We start from the raw sequence: 14,825 nt of genomic DNA on the forward strand, positions 1-14,825 counted from the left end.
TGTGATTCCAGCTCGGCCAGCTCATCCGTGGTCAGAGGAGGTTCGCGTCGCCACTGATGGCCGTTGGCTCCGAAGACCATGCCGGCAGACGGGTGCGTCGACAGTCTGGCCAGGCGATCGGGCACATCCGACCAATCCGAGAGGATCACGGCAACACCCTAGATGTTGTGCTGCGGGCGCGCGGTCATGCCGCTGAGCGTCGGTGGTCAGCCGGCGAGGTCAGTCACGTCGTCGGCGACGGCCTGCTCGCTGCTGTGTGTCTCCTCGGCTCGCCCGATCGGGCCGCGGAACTGCGCGGCAGGGGAACCGGCCGATCTCCGCCAGTGGTTCCCAGTGGGGGAGCGCCGAACACGCGAGTGAAAGCAGTGTTGCTGCGACGCCCGCCGACGGTGTCGCGACGACTTTGTGACGCAGATCACTCACCTCGCTATGCTGAGCCCTCGCGGGCGGGGCGTGCTGATTCGCAAGTAGTTAGCTACCCACCCTGAGGCCCTCGATGGTCGCCCGGGCGGGCACACACGTACTCCCCTGAACGAACAGCCTCGCCGACAGCAGAGGCGGCCGAGAGAGCCTGGTCCACAGCGGATTCGAGGGGATCGTCGGAGGCCTCGACCGTGGCTACGCTGGCCCGCATGCCAACTCTGATATCGCCCACCAGCAGCCTGTATGCCGCCTTCCAGGACTGCCGCGACGACTGGGGACCCGGTCTGCACGAGGACGGCTTCGGCATCGGCCCCGAAGACGACCTGGACTCGCCCGACGGCTTCGCCGACTGGGTGCGGCGACGTGTCCGGCTCGACCACGGGGCCGGGGCGCCATGCCCCGACGAGAGGCGCGCCTCCTGCCGATGGATCCTCGAGGACGGGCAGGTGCTCGGGGGGATCGCGATGCGGCACTGGCAGGACGACGACCTGGGCCAGATCGGCTACGGCGTACGTCCCTCCGCCCGCCGGCGCGGCCTGGCGAGCTGGGCCCTGGGCGAGATGCTCCGCGAGGCCCGCACCGTGCTGGGTCTGCACCGGGTGCTCATCCCCTGCCTGGAGGACAACCTCGCCTCGGCACGCACCATCGAACGCCAGGGCGGCGTGCTCCAGGGAATCCTCGACACCGGGCACGTCCGGGTCCGCCGCTACTGGATCACGCTCAGCCGCTGACCTGCCACCGGCGCCGGACATCAAGAAGAGCGCCCTTGTACGCGGAGCGAAAGAGCGACCGGCGGAAGGGGCCGATTCGGACAGGGAAACCGTCCGGGACCGCTGACAGGGACGGATGAGCCTCGCCCAGATCGAACGCACTGATCTGCCGCGTATAAGGCGCGGTTACGGGGCCTGTTGCGCCAGGGATCACGAAGTGTCAGCTGAGGGGTCGCCGGTCGATGACTTCGACGTACATGATCAGGTCGTCGACCACATCGAGGACGAGCATTCCCGGCCGGTCCAGGCTGAGCCCGACGTTTCGGTGGCCGGGGCCGTAGGCGCCGTCCGGTGGAGGCTGCGTGTAGAAGCTCTGGCAGAAGGCGTCGCGGCAGTCACACTGCTGGAGGATTCGGAGGTCGGCGACCTGCCCCGCCAGGTCGTCCTCGTCTGCTTCGCAAAGCGCGCCGGCAAGTTCCGCTGCGAGTCGCGACCATCGGTCGCTGACCAGTGCGGATTCTTCGTGCGTCATCGCCTGCGACGGTAGACGGCGAAACCCTCTTCGTCGCTCTCATTCCCGCCGCGCGTTTGCGGGTGCCCAACGTTGTCCACGTTCAGCCGGCCGCCGGCTCGGCGTCCGCTCCGTCGAGGCGCAGCTCGGCTACGAACTCGGAGAAGGTTTCCGAGACCGTTCGCCAGGCGTAAGGCGCAGAGCTGGTCCAAACATCGCTGGCAACGACTCGTGGATCAGCCGAACTCGTTCGGTAGTCGAGCGCAATCGCGGTGTCGTCACCGGCGTACTGCGCCACGGCGATGAAGAAGGCGCGGTCAACGTCAAGCCACGGGAGTTCGACCGCACCGGTTGCCGTCGGTTCTCGCGCGCATCGGAACAGCTCCGCCGTTTCGTCATCCTGGATCAGGCGGTCGAGCGACTGTGACTCCCGCTCCATCTGCTCGATGCTGCCGAGAAAGTCCAGCGGATCGTGGAACCAGGGCATGACCCGAGCGACAGCAGGCTCGCCCGGATGGTTCCACCTGCCCTCCCGCAGGAGAACGAGTAGCAGGTCAGGAACAACGAGACCGCGGACCCGAACCGTCGCCGGATAGTCGTCCTGCACGCTCGTCCCTTCGTGGCCGACGCGGCTTGCTCGTCGTCTTGTCGAGTATCCGCTCATGCCGCCGACCGGGCGTCACGGCGCGTGACGAGCGGCCCGTGCAGTGAGCAGGCGGGGCTGCCGCGCGTTCGTTAGGTACCGAACCCGCCGCACAAGTAGTACAGGCCCGCGGCCAGTCCCAATATCCAGCCAGCCGCGAGGCCAGACGATGACCCACGGCCGAGCCGTCCGGACAGCGCGAAGCAGCTGCCCAGCAACACCAGCTGCGCAATGCCGTACGTGAGTACGCCGAAGAAGAGCGCCGCGAATCTCCCACCGGCATCCAAGTCCGAATTCGGGCCGCCACCAGCGGCGGTGGCCAGGGCAATCGTGAACCCAACAGCAAGGCCGTGCCCAGTGAGGGAAACGACCGCTCCGGCAACCGTCGGCCTGGTGATCGTCACCGCCGGAGCGTGACATACGTCGAAGGAACCGGGCTACCTTAGCCCGAACGGTTTACGAAACCGCCTCGCGCAGCCGGCAGGCGGAGCCGCACTGATCTGCCGCTGATAAGGCTCGGCAAGTCTGAGCTTGTCGGGTTGACAACTGGGGCCGTGGGAGCGGATCGGGAGCAGTTGAGCCCAACGGTTGCTGAGCGGGCGTTGGCGTCACAAGGACGGCTTGGGTAAGCGGCCACGGCGTCTGACGAACGACGTGCAGGACGGTCCGGCAGCCTGGAGGCATCAACCCGGTCGCGGGCCCCTGATCGGGGGAGCAGGTTGGGAGCAGCACGGCGTCCTGAACGGCGCTGAACCGCACAGAACGGCATCTGACCGCACCCAACTGCACCCACCCCTGCCTGCAGCTTTGCGTTTCCGCAGGTCAAAGTCCGCGCGGCGTCCTGCTTCACACAACTGCACTCAACGGCAGTGAACAGCAGTCAACAGCACTCAATATCGCCTGGTGGGGGAGTGTCCGCAGGTCAGGCCGGTAAAGGGCTTGTGGCGGCTCGCACCTTACAGGTGGGTGCAGATCGGGTGCAGGTTGTCGAAGTGGTCACCGCACCCGAAGTGCTCACCCATGCCGGGAAGAGCGGATGGCTTCACCTGCGGCGATGTGGGCGAGCGCTTGGCGTGACCTCCCAGAGAACACCGAAGTGGTCATCTCCGGTTGCTCCCCGCCTGCCTGCTGTCGGCTTCTTCGTCCTGGGCTCGCTGACGCCAGTCGCCGGGACGATCCTGCATCGACGTGCGGCTCTAGATCCGCGACGGCGGAGTTGGTAGGGATTCCGGCAGTTGAGACTCGAATCACACTGGCAGCCATCTGACCAGGGCTTCCTGGGCGGTGACATCTTCGGCGCGCCCGAAAGCGTCAGCACCGGCGGCTCCGCTTCATAGGCCGACGACATCCGCTCATGCCGATGAGCGGATGGCGCAGGGCGCTGCTGCAGACCCTTGTCCCGCCGGGCAGCGGCCGAAAGCATGATCCGCTACGCGCGAGAGATCCACTACCCTGCATCGCTGTGCGGTTCTTCAAGAAAAAGCAGGAGCTTTCGGGCGACGAGTTGGCGATCAGCGGCTTCCTCGACGACGAGTCAGAACTTTTGAACGAGGCGCTGCTGGATCGGGAGTGGGGCGCGGCCCGCAGGATCCTCGCGGCGGCCGATAAAGAGCATTTCATGTACTACGTAGCGGTGGCTGCCGCTACCCCTGGTGTCGAGGAGTGGATCGACGGACCGATACGGGCCCAGCCGGATGATCCGCTGCCGCTACTCATCGGCGGCGCCCGCGCGATCTCCTGGGCCGGCGAAGCCCGCGGCGACGGCTGGGCCAACACCGTGCCCAAGGAGGCCTGGCCCGTCTGGTTCCAGCGCCTCGAACTCGCCGAAAATCTCCTCGATCAGGCCTTGGACCGCCATCCGGCACTGGCCGACGCGTGGCGCTACAAGATCGCCCTGAGCCGGTACCTTCAGCTACCGACCGTGGAGCGCTGGCGGCGATTCAATCGACTTATCGAAATCGATCCGTCACATCTGTTCGGGCACGAGGAAATGCTCGACTGCCTGTTGCCCAAGTGGGGCGGCAGCTGGGACGAAGCCTTCCGGTTCGCCCGGGAGCGAACCGCGGCCTGCCCCGCCACCGACGTCCCCTTATTAATCATGAAGGTGCATCGCAACTTCCGCTGGGAGGGCGAGAATGGTGAAAACCGGTACTACCAGCGCCCGGACGTTGCGTCGGAGACCTACGACGCGGCCGAGCAGTCGTTCTGGCATGACGACTACGAGACCACAACCCTGACACCGATCCTCTGGAACTATTTCGCCTTCGCGCTGACCTACGGCCGGTACTTCAAGCAGGCCTGCACCCTCTACGACGCCATCGGCAGCGACTTCGTCCGCAAGCAACCGTGGCATACCGTCGAGCACTACCGCACCATGCGCGACTGGGCCCGCAAGGAAGCCGCCGACCCCCATTACCACGACTAGTGAGCCCAATCCAGGAACGCGTTCTCCTGGTCGGCAGCCGTTATCGACCCGGGTCCGAGAACGCCCGACAGAACCCCGCAGAGCACGATCAGGTGCGCGCTCATGCCGCCGACCGTGCACGGCGCCTCAGGGTATCGATCCTGCTGAGCAGACGCGCTCTCCGCGCCGGAGATCGGGGGTTCGCGAGGTCTGGATCGTGCCAGCCGGGCAGCCGCCGGCTGTGTCGTGCCGAGATTGGGGGAGCGGGATGGGAGCAGACGGGTGCACTGAACGGCGTTGAACAGCGTCCAACTGCCCTGAACGGCATCCAACTGCACCCACCCCGACCTGCGCCCTCTCGTTTCCGCAGGTCAGAGTCGGTGCAGCGTCCTGCTTCACACAACTGCACTCAACGGCAGTGAACAGCAGTCAACGGCACTCTATGTCGCCTGGTAGGGGAGTATTCGCAGCTCAAGGCGGTAAGGGCCTTGTGAGTGTTCATGCCTTGCGGGTGGGTGCAGATTGGGTGCAGCGTGGCGAAGTGGTCATCGTGTCCGAAGTGCTCACTGGCTTTGGGCGGAGAGGGGGCCGTGACCTGCGACGATGCTGGGGAGCGAGTGGCAGTGAACTCCCAGAGAACACCGAAGTGGTCAGAGCGCGCTGCTCCCAGTCCTGCTGGTGCCGGCTGCCGCCGGGGATCCGTGACGCCGGTCGAGAGGGCCCTGCCGTATCGACGCATGGCTCTGGCTCGTGCCGTGCTCGCGTCGAGTTGATTCCGAGGGTTGAGACTCGAATCCCACCAGCAACGCAGGGGCCAGCGCTTCCTTGGCGATGACCTCTTCGGCGTGCCCGAAACCGTCAGCGCCGAAGACTCCGCCTCATGGGTCGGCGACATCCGCTCATGCCGAGTTGAGTGCGTCCATCCTTGACTCATCATTTCGAAGATTGCGTTGCAGGGGCGGAGCTCCGGGGTCCACATCGGCGTTGACAACTCAGCACACCAGGAGGCTCGAATTGCGCCGATGTATGACAAAGTATCACTAGGTCGGAGTCCTATTTCCGCGACCATCAACTAGTACGGCAGCCGCCGTTCGGGATCATGGCTGAAGTTCGAGGTTGAGGCGGCGTGTGTAGTGGGATCGTCGAGCTCGGGCTTGATGCTGGCGCCGCCAGCCTGACCAGTGCAAACGGTGGGCGAGGTCGCTGATCGGGCGGATGATGCAGGCGTTGATCAGGCGGCGGACCTCGTTGACTGTCAGCTTGATCAGTCCGGTGTCGGTCGGGTCGTCGTGGGTCGCGTCGGCGGCGCAGATCGCTAGGACGGCGAGGGCGGCCAGGGCGAGGGTGGTGAAGCGGTGCCAGGAGTCCCAGCGGCGGACCTGGTGCTGGTCCAGGCCGACCTGGCTCTTGGCGGCCTGGAAGGCTTCTTCGACGGTCCAGCGGATGCCGGCGACCCGCACGAGTTGGGCGAGGGTGGCCGGGCGTGGGGTCCAGCAGCGGTAGAAGGCCAGCTCACCGGTGGTGGTGTTGCGGCGGATCAGGAGGCTGTGGTGGCCGCCGTCGTCGGGGTCAGCGTCGGTGCACACGTCGTCGAGCCAGGCCCAGTCGTAGAAGCGGGGGCCCTTGGACCCGGCGCCAGCGCTGCGGTGCTGCCACGCCGAGGCGGGCAGGTCGGCGGCGATCCGGTCGGCGCGAACTCGGGCCTTGCCGCCGTCGAGCGGGATGAGGTGGCTGCGGGACACCGCAAGGACGTAGCCGAGTTCGTGTCCGCGCAGATGGGCGCGGAAGGCCGCGCTGTTGCCGTATGCCTCGTCCGCGGCGGCCCAGCCTGCCGGCACCCCGGCGTCGAGGGCCGCGGTGATCATGTCCGCCGCCAACTCTGACCTTGTGGCGAACTCGATTTCGTCGGGCACGCCGGCGGCGTGGCAGCGGTCCCGGTCGTCGGTCCACGACGCTGGTAGATACACCCGTCGGTCGATCAGGGTGTGCCCGCCCGCGCCGGCGTAGCCCAGGAACACCCCGACCTGGCTGTTCTCGATTCGCCCGGCGGTGCCGGTGTACTGGCGCTGCACCCCCACCGTGTGGGTGCCCTTCTTCAGGTCGCCGGTCTCGTCGACGACCAGTACCGCGTCCGGACCGCCGAACCGGTCGGTGATCAGTTGCCGCAGGTCGTCGCGGACGGCGTCGGCGTCCCACACCGCCCGGTACAACAACCGCTGCATCGCGTCCGGCCGGGCGTGCCCGGCCTGCTCGGCCAACTGCCAACACGTCTTGACCTCAAGATCGGACAGCAGCCCCGTCACGAACTCTCCCGCCGCACGACGCGGCTCCACCCGCCCGAACCGGCCCGCGAAGCACCCCAGCACCCCGGCCAGCACCCGTTCCCACCGAGCAACGGCTACGCTGTGGCACGCGGCCACCGCAAGATCTGATGTTGTGTCCACAACGCACAGACGATCACGCGGTGGCCGTCCCGCGTCCACCACGGTTCACCAGCAAGATCTCAAACGGCGGCTGCCGTACTAGGAGGCCTACCCGAGGAATCCGCCAGCACGATCCATCTCATGATGAGCGACAACCTCACCAAGCCAGCCGAGGGGCACCGGAACGGGTCGGCCGCCTCATGACGAATGGCGTTTTGAGCCGCTCGGTGCTTCGCGTGGCGGGCCTCAGGGGCTGATCAGGGTGTGTGCGATGGTGTAGACGGCGACGGCCAGGACAAGCACCGCGAAGGCCCGCATGGCGACGGCCTCGGGAATCCTTGTAGCGATCTTCTTGCCGACCAGGCTGGCGGCCATCGCGGCGAGGGCGAGCGGCGCGGTGATCGCCCACTCAACGTGGCCTTGTCCGCTTCGGCCGGCTAGCGACGCGCCCGAGTTAATCGCGATGACCACCAGAGACGTGCCGACCGCCGCATTCATCGGCAGGTCGAGGACCAGCACGAGGGCGGGGACGATGACGAATCCGCCGCCGACGCCGAGGAATCCGGTGAGGAATCCGACAGCCAGCCCAGCAGCGACGGCCTTCACCGTGGTAGCGGTGCGGGCGGGCGTCTCGGCCTCGGCGACATCGACCTGGCTGACAGATCGTCGGGATCCGCTAGGTTCTTGCGCCGGGGTATGTGGGCGGCAAGCCCGGTGCGTGAGCATGCCGATGGCTGCGGTGATCATGAGGGCCGCGAAGGCGAGCAGCAGGATACGTGCTGGGACGTGGCGGTTGGCGATTGTGCCTGCGACGGCGGCGACGGTGCCGGTGATGCCGAACGTCAGTCCGGTGCGCCAACGTATGTTACCGGTTCGGACGTGGCTGGCAGCGCCGACGACGGCGGTGAGACCGACGACGATCAAACTGCTAGTCGTGGCGGGCTGTGGGTTCTGGCCGAGCAGGTAGACCAGGGCGGGGAAGGTAAGGATGGCGCCCCCGCCGCCGAGACCGCCCAGGATGACGCCGATGAGCAACCCGAGCCCGGCGGCAGCCAGCAGGATCATGCCACCGTGCCGGGCTTCCCGTCGTCGGTGACCACCGGCAGGCTGGCTTGCGCCCAGGCAGTCATGCCACCGGTGAGATCGCGGGCGTTCAGCCTGGCGACACGCAGCGTGCCGGCCGCGGCTGCGGAACGTCGCCCGCAACGGCACACCTCGATCACCGGCCTTCTACTGCCGACCGTTGGGGGGTCGAGCTGAGCAAGGGGGACGTGCCTGGCCCCCGGTGCTTGCCCGGCCGCCCACTCGTCGGGCTCGCGCACGTCTAGCAGAGTCGCCCGGCCACCGCTGTTCATCCGTGCGGCGGTGACAACATCAATGGTGGGCGCTTCGATCATCGGTGCTCCAAAGTGGTGTGAGTACAACGCCGGGACCGCTGCCCGTGGCCGAAGCGGCCGCTATGGCCGGTGTGGCCGGCGAGAGCGAGCTGGTAGCCGGTGCGGGCCGAGAACGCTGCGGAGACGGTGAATCGGTCGCCGCGCACCAGCGTGGTGCGCCACTCCAGTGGCCGGCCGTGGCGGCCGGCGAGGCGCTCGACGGCGAATGCGGCGACGGTCTGGTCGATGCCAAGTTGGTCACGTTCGGCCCGGGTAGGCACGACAGCACGGATGTGCTCCCGGCCCCCGGTCAGCCGCACACCGCAGCGGGCGGCCAGTTCGGTGTAGAGGGCCGTGTGTGTGAAGTCGGCGTCCAGCAGTGGTGCGGCGACCGCACAGGGCAACCACACCCGGTCGACCGCGAGCGGTTCATCACCGGCCAGCCGTATCCGTTCCAGGTAGACCAGCGGAGTTGACTCCTCCAAGCCGAGTCGGACCGCGACGACGCCATCAGCGCGCACATCGAGCTTGCGCACGATGCTGCGCTGCTCGAGTCCAGCGGCCTCGACGGAGGCGAACAGGCTGTACAGCGCGCCAACCGGCTGCTCGATCTCCGCCGTGCCGGCCAGCCGCGGCGGCCGGCCGCGCTCGGCGACCACCACCCCGTCCTCGCGTAGCCGGCGCAGCGCCTCTCGCACGGTGTGCCGGCTCACCCCGTACTCGTCGATTAGCGCCAGTTCGCCCGGAAACGCCATGGCGAACTCTCCGTTGTCGATGCGCCGGATCAGATCGGCATGCACCTGCGCCCACAACGGTAATGGCCCTACTCGATCCACCGGCCGAGCCCCTGCCACCCTCTGCTCGTCCATCAACCCCCGCTCCAGCTTCCCGTCCCAGTCTGGATTGCCTCGCCTATTTCTGTCGCTTAATGTACGGACATTCGGACTCGTCAGCAAGGAGCGTCAGATCATGGTGGATGTGGTGGTCGTGGAGACCCGCGAGCTGGGTGATCGCTCGTACCTGGCTCACGACGGAAGCGCCGCGATCGTCGTGGACCCGCAGCGTGACCTCGACCGCATCGAGGCGGAGCTCGACGCCCGCGATCTGCGGGTAGATTTGGTGGTGGAGACGCACATACACAACGACTATGTCTCCGGGGGCCTTCAACTCGCCCGCCGGCACGAGGTGCCTTATGCGGTAAACGCCGCCGATGCGGTCGCCTTCGACCATGTCGCGGTCACCGACGGGGACCTGCTGCAGGCTGGGGCGTTGCGGGTACGAGTGGTCGCCACACCCGGGCACACCGACACCCACCTGGCCTACGTGGTCACCGACGGCCAGGGCCCGGCGGCCGTATTCACCGGCGGCTCGCTCCTGTATGGCAGCGTCGGGCGCACCGACCTGATCGACCCGGCCCGCACCGACGAACTGAGCCGAGCGCAGTACCGCTCCGCCCACCGGCTGGCTGGCCTGCTCGACGACGACGCCCAGATCTACCCGACCCACGGGTTCGGCAGCTTCTGCTCCACCGGCTCTGTCGCTGGCGGCGAGAACAGCACCCTCGGCCGCGAGAAAACCCGCAACGACGCGTTCACCGCCGGAAGTGAGGACGACTTCGCCGCTGCCCTCGTCGCCGATTTCATTACGTACCCGGCGTACTACGCCCGCATGGGCGCCCGCAACCGAGAAGGCGCGGGCCCGATCGATCTGTCCCCACCCAGGAAGGTCAGCCCCGCCGAGCTGCAGAAGCGGATTGAGACCGGTGCATGGGTGGTCGACCTGCGTGATCGCACCGCGTACGCCGCCGACCACCTGATCGGCACGATCGGCATCGCCCTAGGCCAGCAGTTCGCCACCTACCTCGGTTGGCTCATCTCCTGGGGAGCCCCGCTAACCCTCATCGGCGAGACCCCGCAGCAGATCACCGACGCCCAACGCCAGCTCGTGCGGATCGGTATCGATCGGCTCGACGGCGCGGCCACCGGCCCGCTGGACTGGCTCGCCGACGGTCGACCCACTCGCAGCTACAGGCGGGCCACCTTCACCGACCTTGCCGCCGCCCAACGTACCGCCGCCCAACCTGCTGCCGGCGAACCGCTCACAGTGCTCGACGTGCGCCGCGACGACGAACGCGCCCGGGGCGCCATTCCCGGCTCGGTTCACATCCCGCTGCATTCGCTACTGGACCGGCTCGGCGACGTCCCGGCCGGACCGCTGTGGGTGCACTGCGTCAGCGGCTTCCGCGCCAGTATCGCCGCAAGCCTGCTGGACCGCGCCGGCCACGAAGTCGTCTTCGTTGACGACGACTACAGCAAGGCCGTCCAGACCGGACAAGCCACCGGCTGACGGATGGAGCCAAGCCATCCAAGTCACCTAATCGAGGCCATCGAACCCCTCTACCTGACGGCCGTCGGCGCCCCCGACGACCAACCCCGAACGGAGGCACCGTCATGGCACCAACCGCCCTGCACCATAACATCCTCGTCATCGGAGGCGGCAGCGCCGGCATCGCCGTCGCCGCCCGGCTTCGTCACGCTCACGCCCCGGACGTCGGTCTGCTCGACCCCGCCGACACCCACTACTACCAGCCGCTGTGGACCCTGGTCGGCGGTGGTTGCGCCCCCGCCGCGAAGAGCGCCCGTCCGCAGGCGGCCGTCATGCCACGAGGCGTCGCCTGGCTCAAGGACGCTGCCGAGACGATCGAACCTGACCAGACAGAGGTCACCACCTCCGGCGGCATGCGGATCAGCTACGACCACCTCGTGGTCTGCCCGGGCATCCAGCTCGACTGGGGCAAGGTACCCGGCATGGCCGAGGCCATGGATACGCCGTCGGTGTCGAGCAATTACACCTACGCCACCGCCCCAAAGACCTGGGACCTCATCCGGAAGCTGCGCTCCGGCACCGCTGTGTTCACGATGCCCGCCGGGCCGATCAAATGCGCCGGTGCCCCACAGAAAATTGCCTACCTTGCCGCCGACTACTGGCACCGGCAGGGCGTCCTCGGCGACATCCGCGTCGTCCTGATTCTGCCCACCCCGGGCATGTTCGGCATCAAAGTGTTCGCCGACGAACTCGAACGCGTCGCTGCCCGCTATGGCATCGAAGTGCACACCAACAGCGAGCTCGTCGAAGTCGACGCCTTCAGCCGGCAGGCCATCATCGTCGACCACACCGACGACAGCAAACAGGCCATCCATTACGACCTCATGCACGTCGTTCCTCCCCAGTCCGCCCCAGACTGGCTCAAGGCCACCGCCCTCACTGACCCCGACAGCCCGGCCGGCTACGTCCAGGTCGACAAGCACACCCTGCAACACACCCGATACCCAAACGTGTTCGCCCTCGGCGACGCCAGCAATACCCCAAACTCCAAGACCGGTGCCGCGGTGCGCAAACAGGCACCCGTCGTAGCCCGCAACCTGCTCGCCGCGATCAAGCACCAGCCACTGCCCGCCGCCTATAACGGCTATGCGTCATGCCCGCTCACCACCGCCCGCAACAAGATGTTGCTCGCGGAATTCGACTACACCATGCAGCCGACACCCAGCATCCCATTCATCGACACCACCCACGAACGCACCGACATGTGGTATCTCAAGCGCTACGGACTCCCCGCGCTCTACTGGAACCTCATGCTCCGCGGCCGCGCCTGACCTCAGAGCCTGGGAAGTAGGGGTTTCAGGCTGTCGGGGGTGCGCCGTGAAGATCGACTGCGGCGTGGCGCCAGCGTGTGGCCCGACATGAGGATGGGCCTTCGGTACGAGCAGAGGCGACTAAACCAGCACGACCGAAGGCCCACCCCTGTCTGTACACCTTGTTGCCGGCGTCGCCGCATCCGTCACCCCGGCTACCATTGACGATCACTTGCCCACCGCGCGGCCACGGCACTATCCGTCCGACACCTCGGATGCCGAATGGCGGGCCCTGGCTCCGCACGTGCCGGTCGGGACCGGACGCGGCCGGCGGATCATCTACCCCCGCCGGGACATCGTGGACGCGATCCGCTACCTCGACCGGACCGGCTGCCAGTGGGACGCCCTGCCTGCCGACTTCCCGCACCACAAGCTCGGGGTTCAATGCCCGCATCCGGTAGCCCATGCTGGCCTGATGCCACTTTCCCGAATGAGGTCGACGGGGCTCAAGTGCGTCTGCCTTTGCAACGGGGCGGGGACGGGTGGCGGGTGCGCACGGGCGAGGAGGGTGACCTGGACGCGGCGTTGCGCGCGGCCGGGCACCCGCCGGCCGGGCTGCCGGGCACCGACGACCCGGACCGGCTGGCCGAGGCGCTCGACGTCGACCTGGGCGGCTCGCCGCTCACCAACACCCTGCCGGTGCGCCGGCTCAACCTGGGCCGGGCCCCGGCCGACCAGCCGCGGACCATCACCGCCGCCTGGGTGCTGCTGCCCGGCCTGGCGGTGCTCCCCGCCGAGCAGGTCTACACCTCGCTCGGCCCGGGCCGGGTCCGCTACGCCAGCGACTCCTTCACGGCCGACCTGGACGTGGACCCCGAGGGGTTCGTGGTGCGCTACCCGGGCCTGGCCGAGCGGATCGACCCGCGCTGACGCCTCAGGCCGGCCAGGCGCCGGTGGCCAGGAAGCGGTCGATGGTGGCGAGGTGCGGGGTGAGGTCGAGGCCCTGCCCGGCCACCCACCCGTCGTCGTAGTAGGTGTGCGCGTACCGGTCGCCCGGGTCGCAGATCAGGGTGACCACCGAGCCGGTCCGGCCGGCGGCGAGCAGTTCCGCGATGAGCCCGAAGGCGCCCCAGAGGTTGGTGCCGGTGGAGCCGCCCACCCGGCGGCCCAGCACCGCCGAGCCGGCCCGCATGGCGGCCAGCGACGCGGCGTCCGGCACCTGCGTCATCCGGTCGACCACGCTGGGCAGGAAGGACGCCTCGACGCAGGGCCGGCCGATGCCCTCGATCCGGGAGCCCTGGTCGGTGCGGACCGACCAGTCGCCGGCCTGCCACGCGGGGTAGAACGCGGAGTTCTCCGGGTCGACCACGCAGAGCTTGGTGGGCAGCCGGCGGTAGCGGGCGTACCGGCCGATGGTGGCGCTCGTTCCGCCGGTGCCGGCGCCCACCACGATCCAGGCCGGCACGGGGTGCCGCTCCAGGGCGAGCTGCGCGTAGATCGACTCGGCGATGTTGTTGTTGCCCCGCCAGTCGGTGGCCCGCTCGGCGTAGGTGAACTGGTCCATGTAGTGCCCGCCGGTGTCCTCGGCGAGCCAGCGCGCCTCGATGACCACCTTGGCCGGGTCCTGCACGAGGTGGCAGCGGCCGCCCTGGAACTCGATCTGGGCGATCTTCTCGGGCGACGTGGAGGCGGGCATGACCGCGATGAACGGCAGCCCGAGCATCCGCGCGAAGTACGCCTCGGAGACCGCGGTCGAGCCGGACGACGCCTCGACGATGGTGGTGTCCCGGCCGATCCAGCCGTTGCACAGCCCGTACAGGAAGAGCGAACGGGCGAGCCGGTGCTTGAGCGAGCCGGTGGGGTGCACCGACTCGTCCTTGAGGTAGAGGTCGATGCCCCATTCCCGGGGCAGCGGGAAGGGCAGGAGGTGGGTGTCGGCGGAGCGGTTGGCGTCCGCCTCGACCGTGGCGATCGCCTCGGTCACCCAGTTCCGGCTGGCCTCGTCACACCGGTCGAGATGAGTCACGCCGGCAACGTTACAAGCGTGGTGGGCTCGTGCCCGGGCGGGTCCGGCACGCCCGGATGACCGGGGTGAGGGTCAGGGCGAGCCGGGGGAAGGCGTCCAGGAGCCGCACCTGGGCGCCGCACCAGCGCGGCTGTGGTCCCCACCCATCGCCCACGATCACCGCCCACGACTGACTGATCCGGCGTGCGGATCAAGGCGTTTTCCTGCGAGTTCCATGTCACGTGGACCGACGAGGATCATCGTCCACTCCATGGAGGACGCCGCAGGCTAGACAGAGTCATCAGTACCCGGGCACCTCCCATTTCAGCGACGGCCATCGTTGCCGCGTCAGCGCCGACAGCAGGAGGAGGCGTCCGGTAATCGATAGAGGGGATCCTGTGCTGCCTTTGCCATTGGCATTGTCAATGTCGCCGCCTCAATTACCGGTCGCCGGTGAGAGGCGGTGCCATTGGATGTCACCGAATGGCCTTTATCGACGTGACCCCGCGGTATCAGGCGATGGCAGGTTCCGATCGGAACCTGTTGACAGCGCCGGCGCGGGCCAGGTCTTCGCGGCGGTGACATCGCCCATCCCCTGCAGATCGGTCAGAGTGGCGCCTGAGGCTGTGACCGCAGCGGACAGCGTTGCTGCTGCCTTGGCCATACGCTGGTGAAGGCAGCGCACCTCGGCGAGC

The 14,825-nt window shown here is 67.9% G+C and carries 14 protein-coding genes and 1 pseudogene; 6 read left to right on the forward strand and 9 right to left on the reverse strand.

The features are described 5' to 3' along the window. The first annotated feature begins 632 nt into the window (after nt 1-632). Entirely contained in the window at nt 633-1,154 is a 522-nt protein-coding gene (locus IRY44_RS30215; RefSeq protein WP_194803537.1) for a GNAT family N-acetyltransferase, read from the forward strand. A 199-nt stretch (nt 1,155-1,353) separates the two neighbouring features. On the opposite strand, the gene IRY44_RS30220 is transcribed toward IRY44_RS30215, so the two are convergent. The 3 genes from IRY44_RS30220 to IRY44_RS30230 form a co-directional block, all read right to left on the reverse strand. Continuing rightward, entirely contained in the window at nt 1,354-1,665 is a 312-nt protein-coding gene (locus IRY44_RS30220; RefSeq protein WP_194803538.1) for a hypothetical protein, read from the reverse strand. 82 nt (nt 1,666-1,747) lie between these two features. Further along, nucleotides 1,748-2,251: a hypothetical protein gene (locus tag IRY44_RS30225; protein WP_194803548.1), complete on the reverse strand. Its 504-nt coding sequence runs from the start codon at nt 2,249-2,251 to the stop codon at nt 1,748-1,750. 128 nt (nt 2,252-2,379) lie between these two features. After that, nucleotides 2,380-2,691, reverse strand: a complete 312-nt coding sequence (locus IRY44_RS30230; protein WP_194803539.1) for a hypothetical protein — start codon at nt 2,689-2,691, stop codon at nt 2,380-2,382. A gap of 1,058 nt (nt 2,692-3,749) precedes the next feature. On the opposite strand from IRY44_RS30230, the gene IRY44_RS30235 reads away from it, so the two are divergent. Then, nucleotides 3,750-4,712, forward strand: coding sequence for a hypothetical protein (locus IRY44_RS30235; RefSeq protein ID WP_194803540.1), 963 nt, complete (start codon nt 3,750-3,752; stop codon nt 4,710-4,712). 1,076 nt (nt 4,713-5,788) lie between these two features. On the opposite strand, the gene IRY44_RS30240 is transcribed toward IRY44_RS30235, so the two are convergent. The 4 genes from IRY44_RS30240 to IRY44_RS30255 form a co-directional block, all read right to left on the reverse strand. Next, a complete protein-coding gene (locus IRY44_RS30240) occupies nt 5,789-7,054 on the reverse strand; it encodes an IS701 family transposase (RefSeq protein WP_194803547.1) in 1,266 nt (421 codons plus the stop codon). A 306-nt stretch (nt 7,055-7,360) separates the two neighbouring features. Next, a complete protein-coding gene (locus IRY44_RS30245; protein WP_194803541.1) occupies nt 7,361-8,179 on the reverse strand; it encodes a sulfite exporter TauE/SafE family protein in 819 nt (272 codons plus the stop codon). Then, the gene (locus IRY44_RS30250) at nt 8,176-8,511 is read right to left on the reverse strand and encodes a rhodanese-like domain-containing protein (RefSeq protein ID WP_194803542.1); all 336 of its coding nucleotides are present in this window, start codon (nt 8,509-8,511) and stop codon (nt 8,176-8,178) included. Before IRY44_RS30250 ends, IRY44_RS30245 begins: the two co-directional genes overlap by 4 nt. Continuing rightward, on the reverse strand, nt 8,508-9,359 hold the full coding sequence (locus tag IRY44_RS30255) for a GntR family transcriptional regulator (RefSeq protein ID WP_194803543.1): 852 nt from the start codon (nt 9,357-9,359) through the stop codon (nt 8,508-8,510). The genes IRY44_RS30250 and IRY44_RS30255 overlap by 4 nt, the downstream gene beginning before the upstream one ends. Nucleotides 9,360-9,459: 100 nt before the next feature. Between IRY44_RS30255 and IRY44_RS30260 the strand changes: the two genes are divergently transcribed. The 4 genes and pseudogenes from IRY44_RS30260 (at nt 9,460) to IRY44_RS30275 (ending at nt 13,055) form a co-directional block, all read left to right on the forward strand. After that, nucleotides 9,460-10,836, forward strand: coding sequence for a rhodanese-like domain-containing protein (locus tag IRY44_RS30260; protein ID WP_194803544.1), 1,377 nt, complete (start codon nt 9,460-9,462; stop codon nt 10,834-10,836). 104 nt (nt 10,837-10,940) lie between these two features. Then, entirely contained in the window at nt 10,941-12,146 is a 1,206-nt protein-coding gene (locus IRY44_RS30265) for an FAD/NAD(P)-binding oxidoreductase (protein WP_194803545.1), read from the forward strand. A 211-nt stretch (nt 12,147-12,357) separates the two neighbouring features. Next, a pseudogene (locus tag IRY44_RS30270) lies at nt 12,358-12,549 on the forward strand (transposase); the annotation flags it as partial. 20 nt (nt 12,550-12,569) lie between these two features. After that, complete coding sequence (locus tag IRY44_RS30275) at nt 12,570-13,055, forward strand: putative glycolipid-binding domain-containing protein (RefSeq protein ID WP_370585047.1); 486 nt, start codon at nt 12,570-12,572, stop codon at nt 13,053-13,055. 4 nt (nt 13,056-13,059) lie between these two features. Here the strand turns inward: IRY44_RS30275 and IRY44_RS30280 are convergent, their stop codons facing one another. Then, complete coding sequence (locus IRY44_RS30280) at nt 13,060-14,151, reverse strand: PLP-dependent cysteine synthase family protein (protein WP_194803546.1); 1,092 nt, start codon at nt 14,149-14,151, stop codon at nt 13,060-13,062. Nucleotides 14,152-14,620: 469 nt separating this feature from the next. After that, nucleotides 14,621-14,825: hypothetical protein (locus IRY44_RS30970; protein WP_228533112.1), on the reverse strand; the 205-nt coding region annotated here is incomplete at its 5' end.

The organism is Micromonospora sp. ANENR4, assembly GCF_015354395.1.
Taxonomy (GTDB): Bacteria; Actinomycetota; Actinomycetes; order Mycobacteriales; family Micromonosporaceae; genus Micromonospora; species Micromonospora aurantiaca.

What these genes read in the sequence shown, in the direction of transcription:
- IRY44_RS30215 (WP_194803537.1), top strand. Translation starts at nt 633, where the DNA reads ATGCCAACTCTGATATCGCCCACCAGCAGCCTGTATGCCGCCTTCCAG.
- IRY44_RS30220 (WP_194803538.1), bottom strand. Translation starts at nt 1,665, where the DNA reads ATGACGCACGAAGAATCCGCACTGGTCAGCGACCGATGGTCGCGACTC.
- IRY44_RS30245 (WP_194803541.1), bottom strand. Translation starts at nt 8,179, where the DNA reads ATGATCCTGCTGGCTGCCGCCGGGCTCGGGTTGCTCATCGGCGTCATC.
- IRY44_RS30250 (WP_194803542.1), bottom strand. Translation starts at nt 8,511, where the DNA reads ATGATCGAAGCGCCCACCATTGATGTTGTCACCGCCGCACGGATGAAC.
- IRY44_RS30255 (WP_194803543.1), bottom strand. Translation starts at nt 9,359, where the DNA reads ATGGACGAGCAGAGGGTGGCAGGGGCTCGGCCGGTGGATCGAGTAGGG.
- IRY44_RS30260 (WP_194803544.1), top strand. Translation starts at nt 9,460, where the DNA reads ATGGTGGATGTGGTGGTCGTGGAGACCCGCGAGCTGGGTGATCGCTCG.
- IRY44_RS30265 (WP_194803545.1), top strand. Translation starts at nt 10,941, where the DNA reads ATGGCACCAACCGCCCTGCACCATAACATCCTCGTCATCGGAGGCGGC.
- IRY44_RS30275 (WP_370585047.1), top strand. Translation starts at nt 12,570, where the DNA reads ATGCCCGCATCCGGTAGCCCATGCTGGCCTGATGCCACTTTCCCGAAT.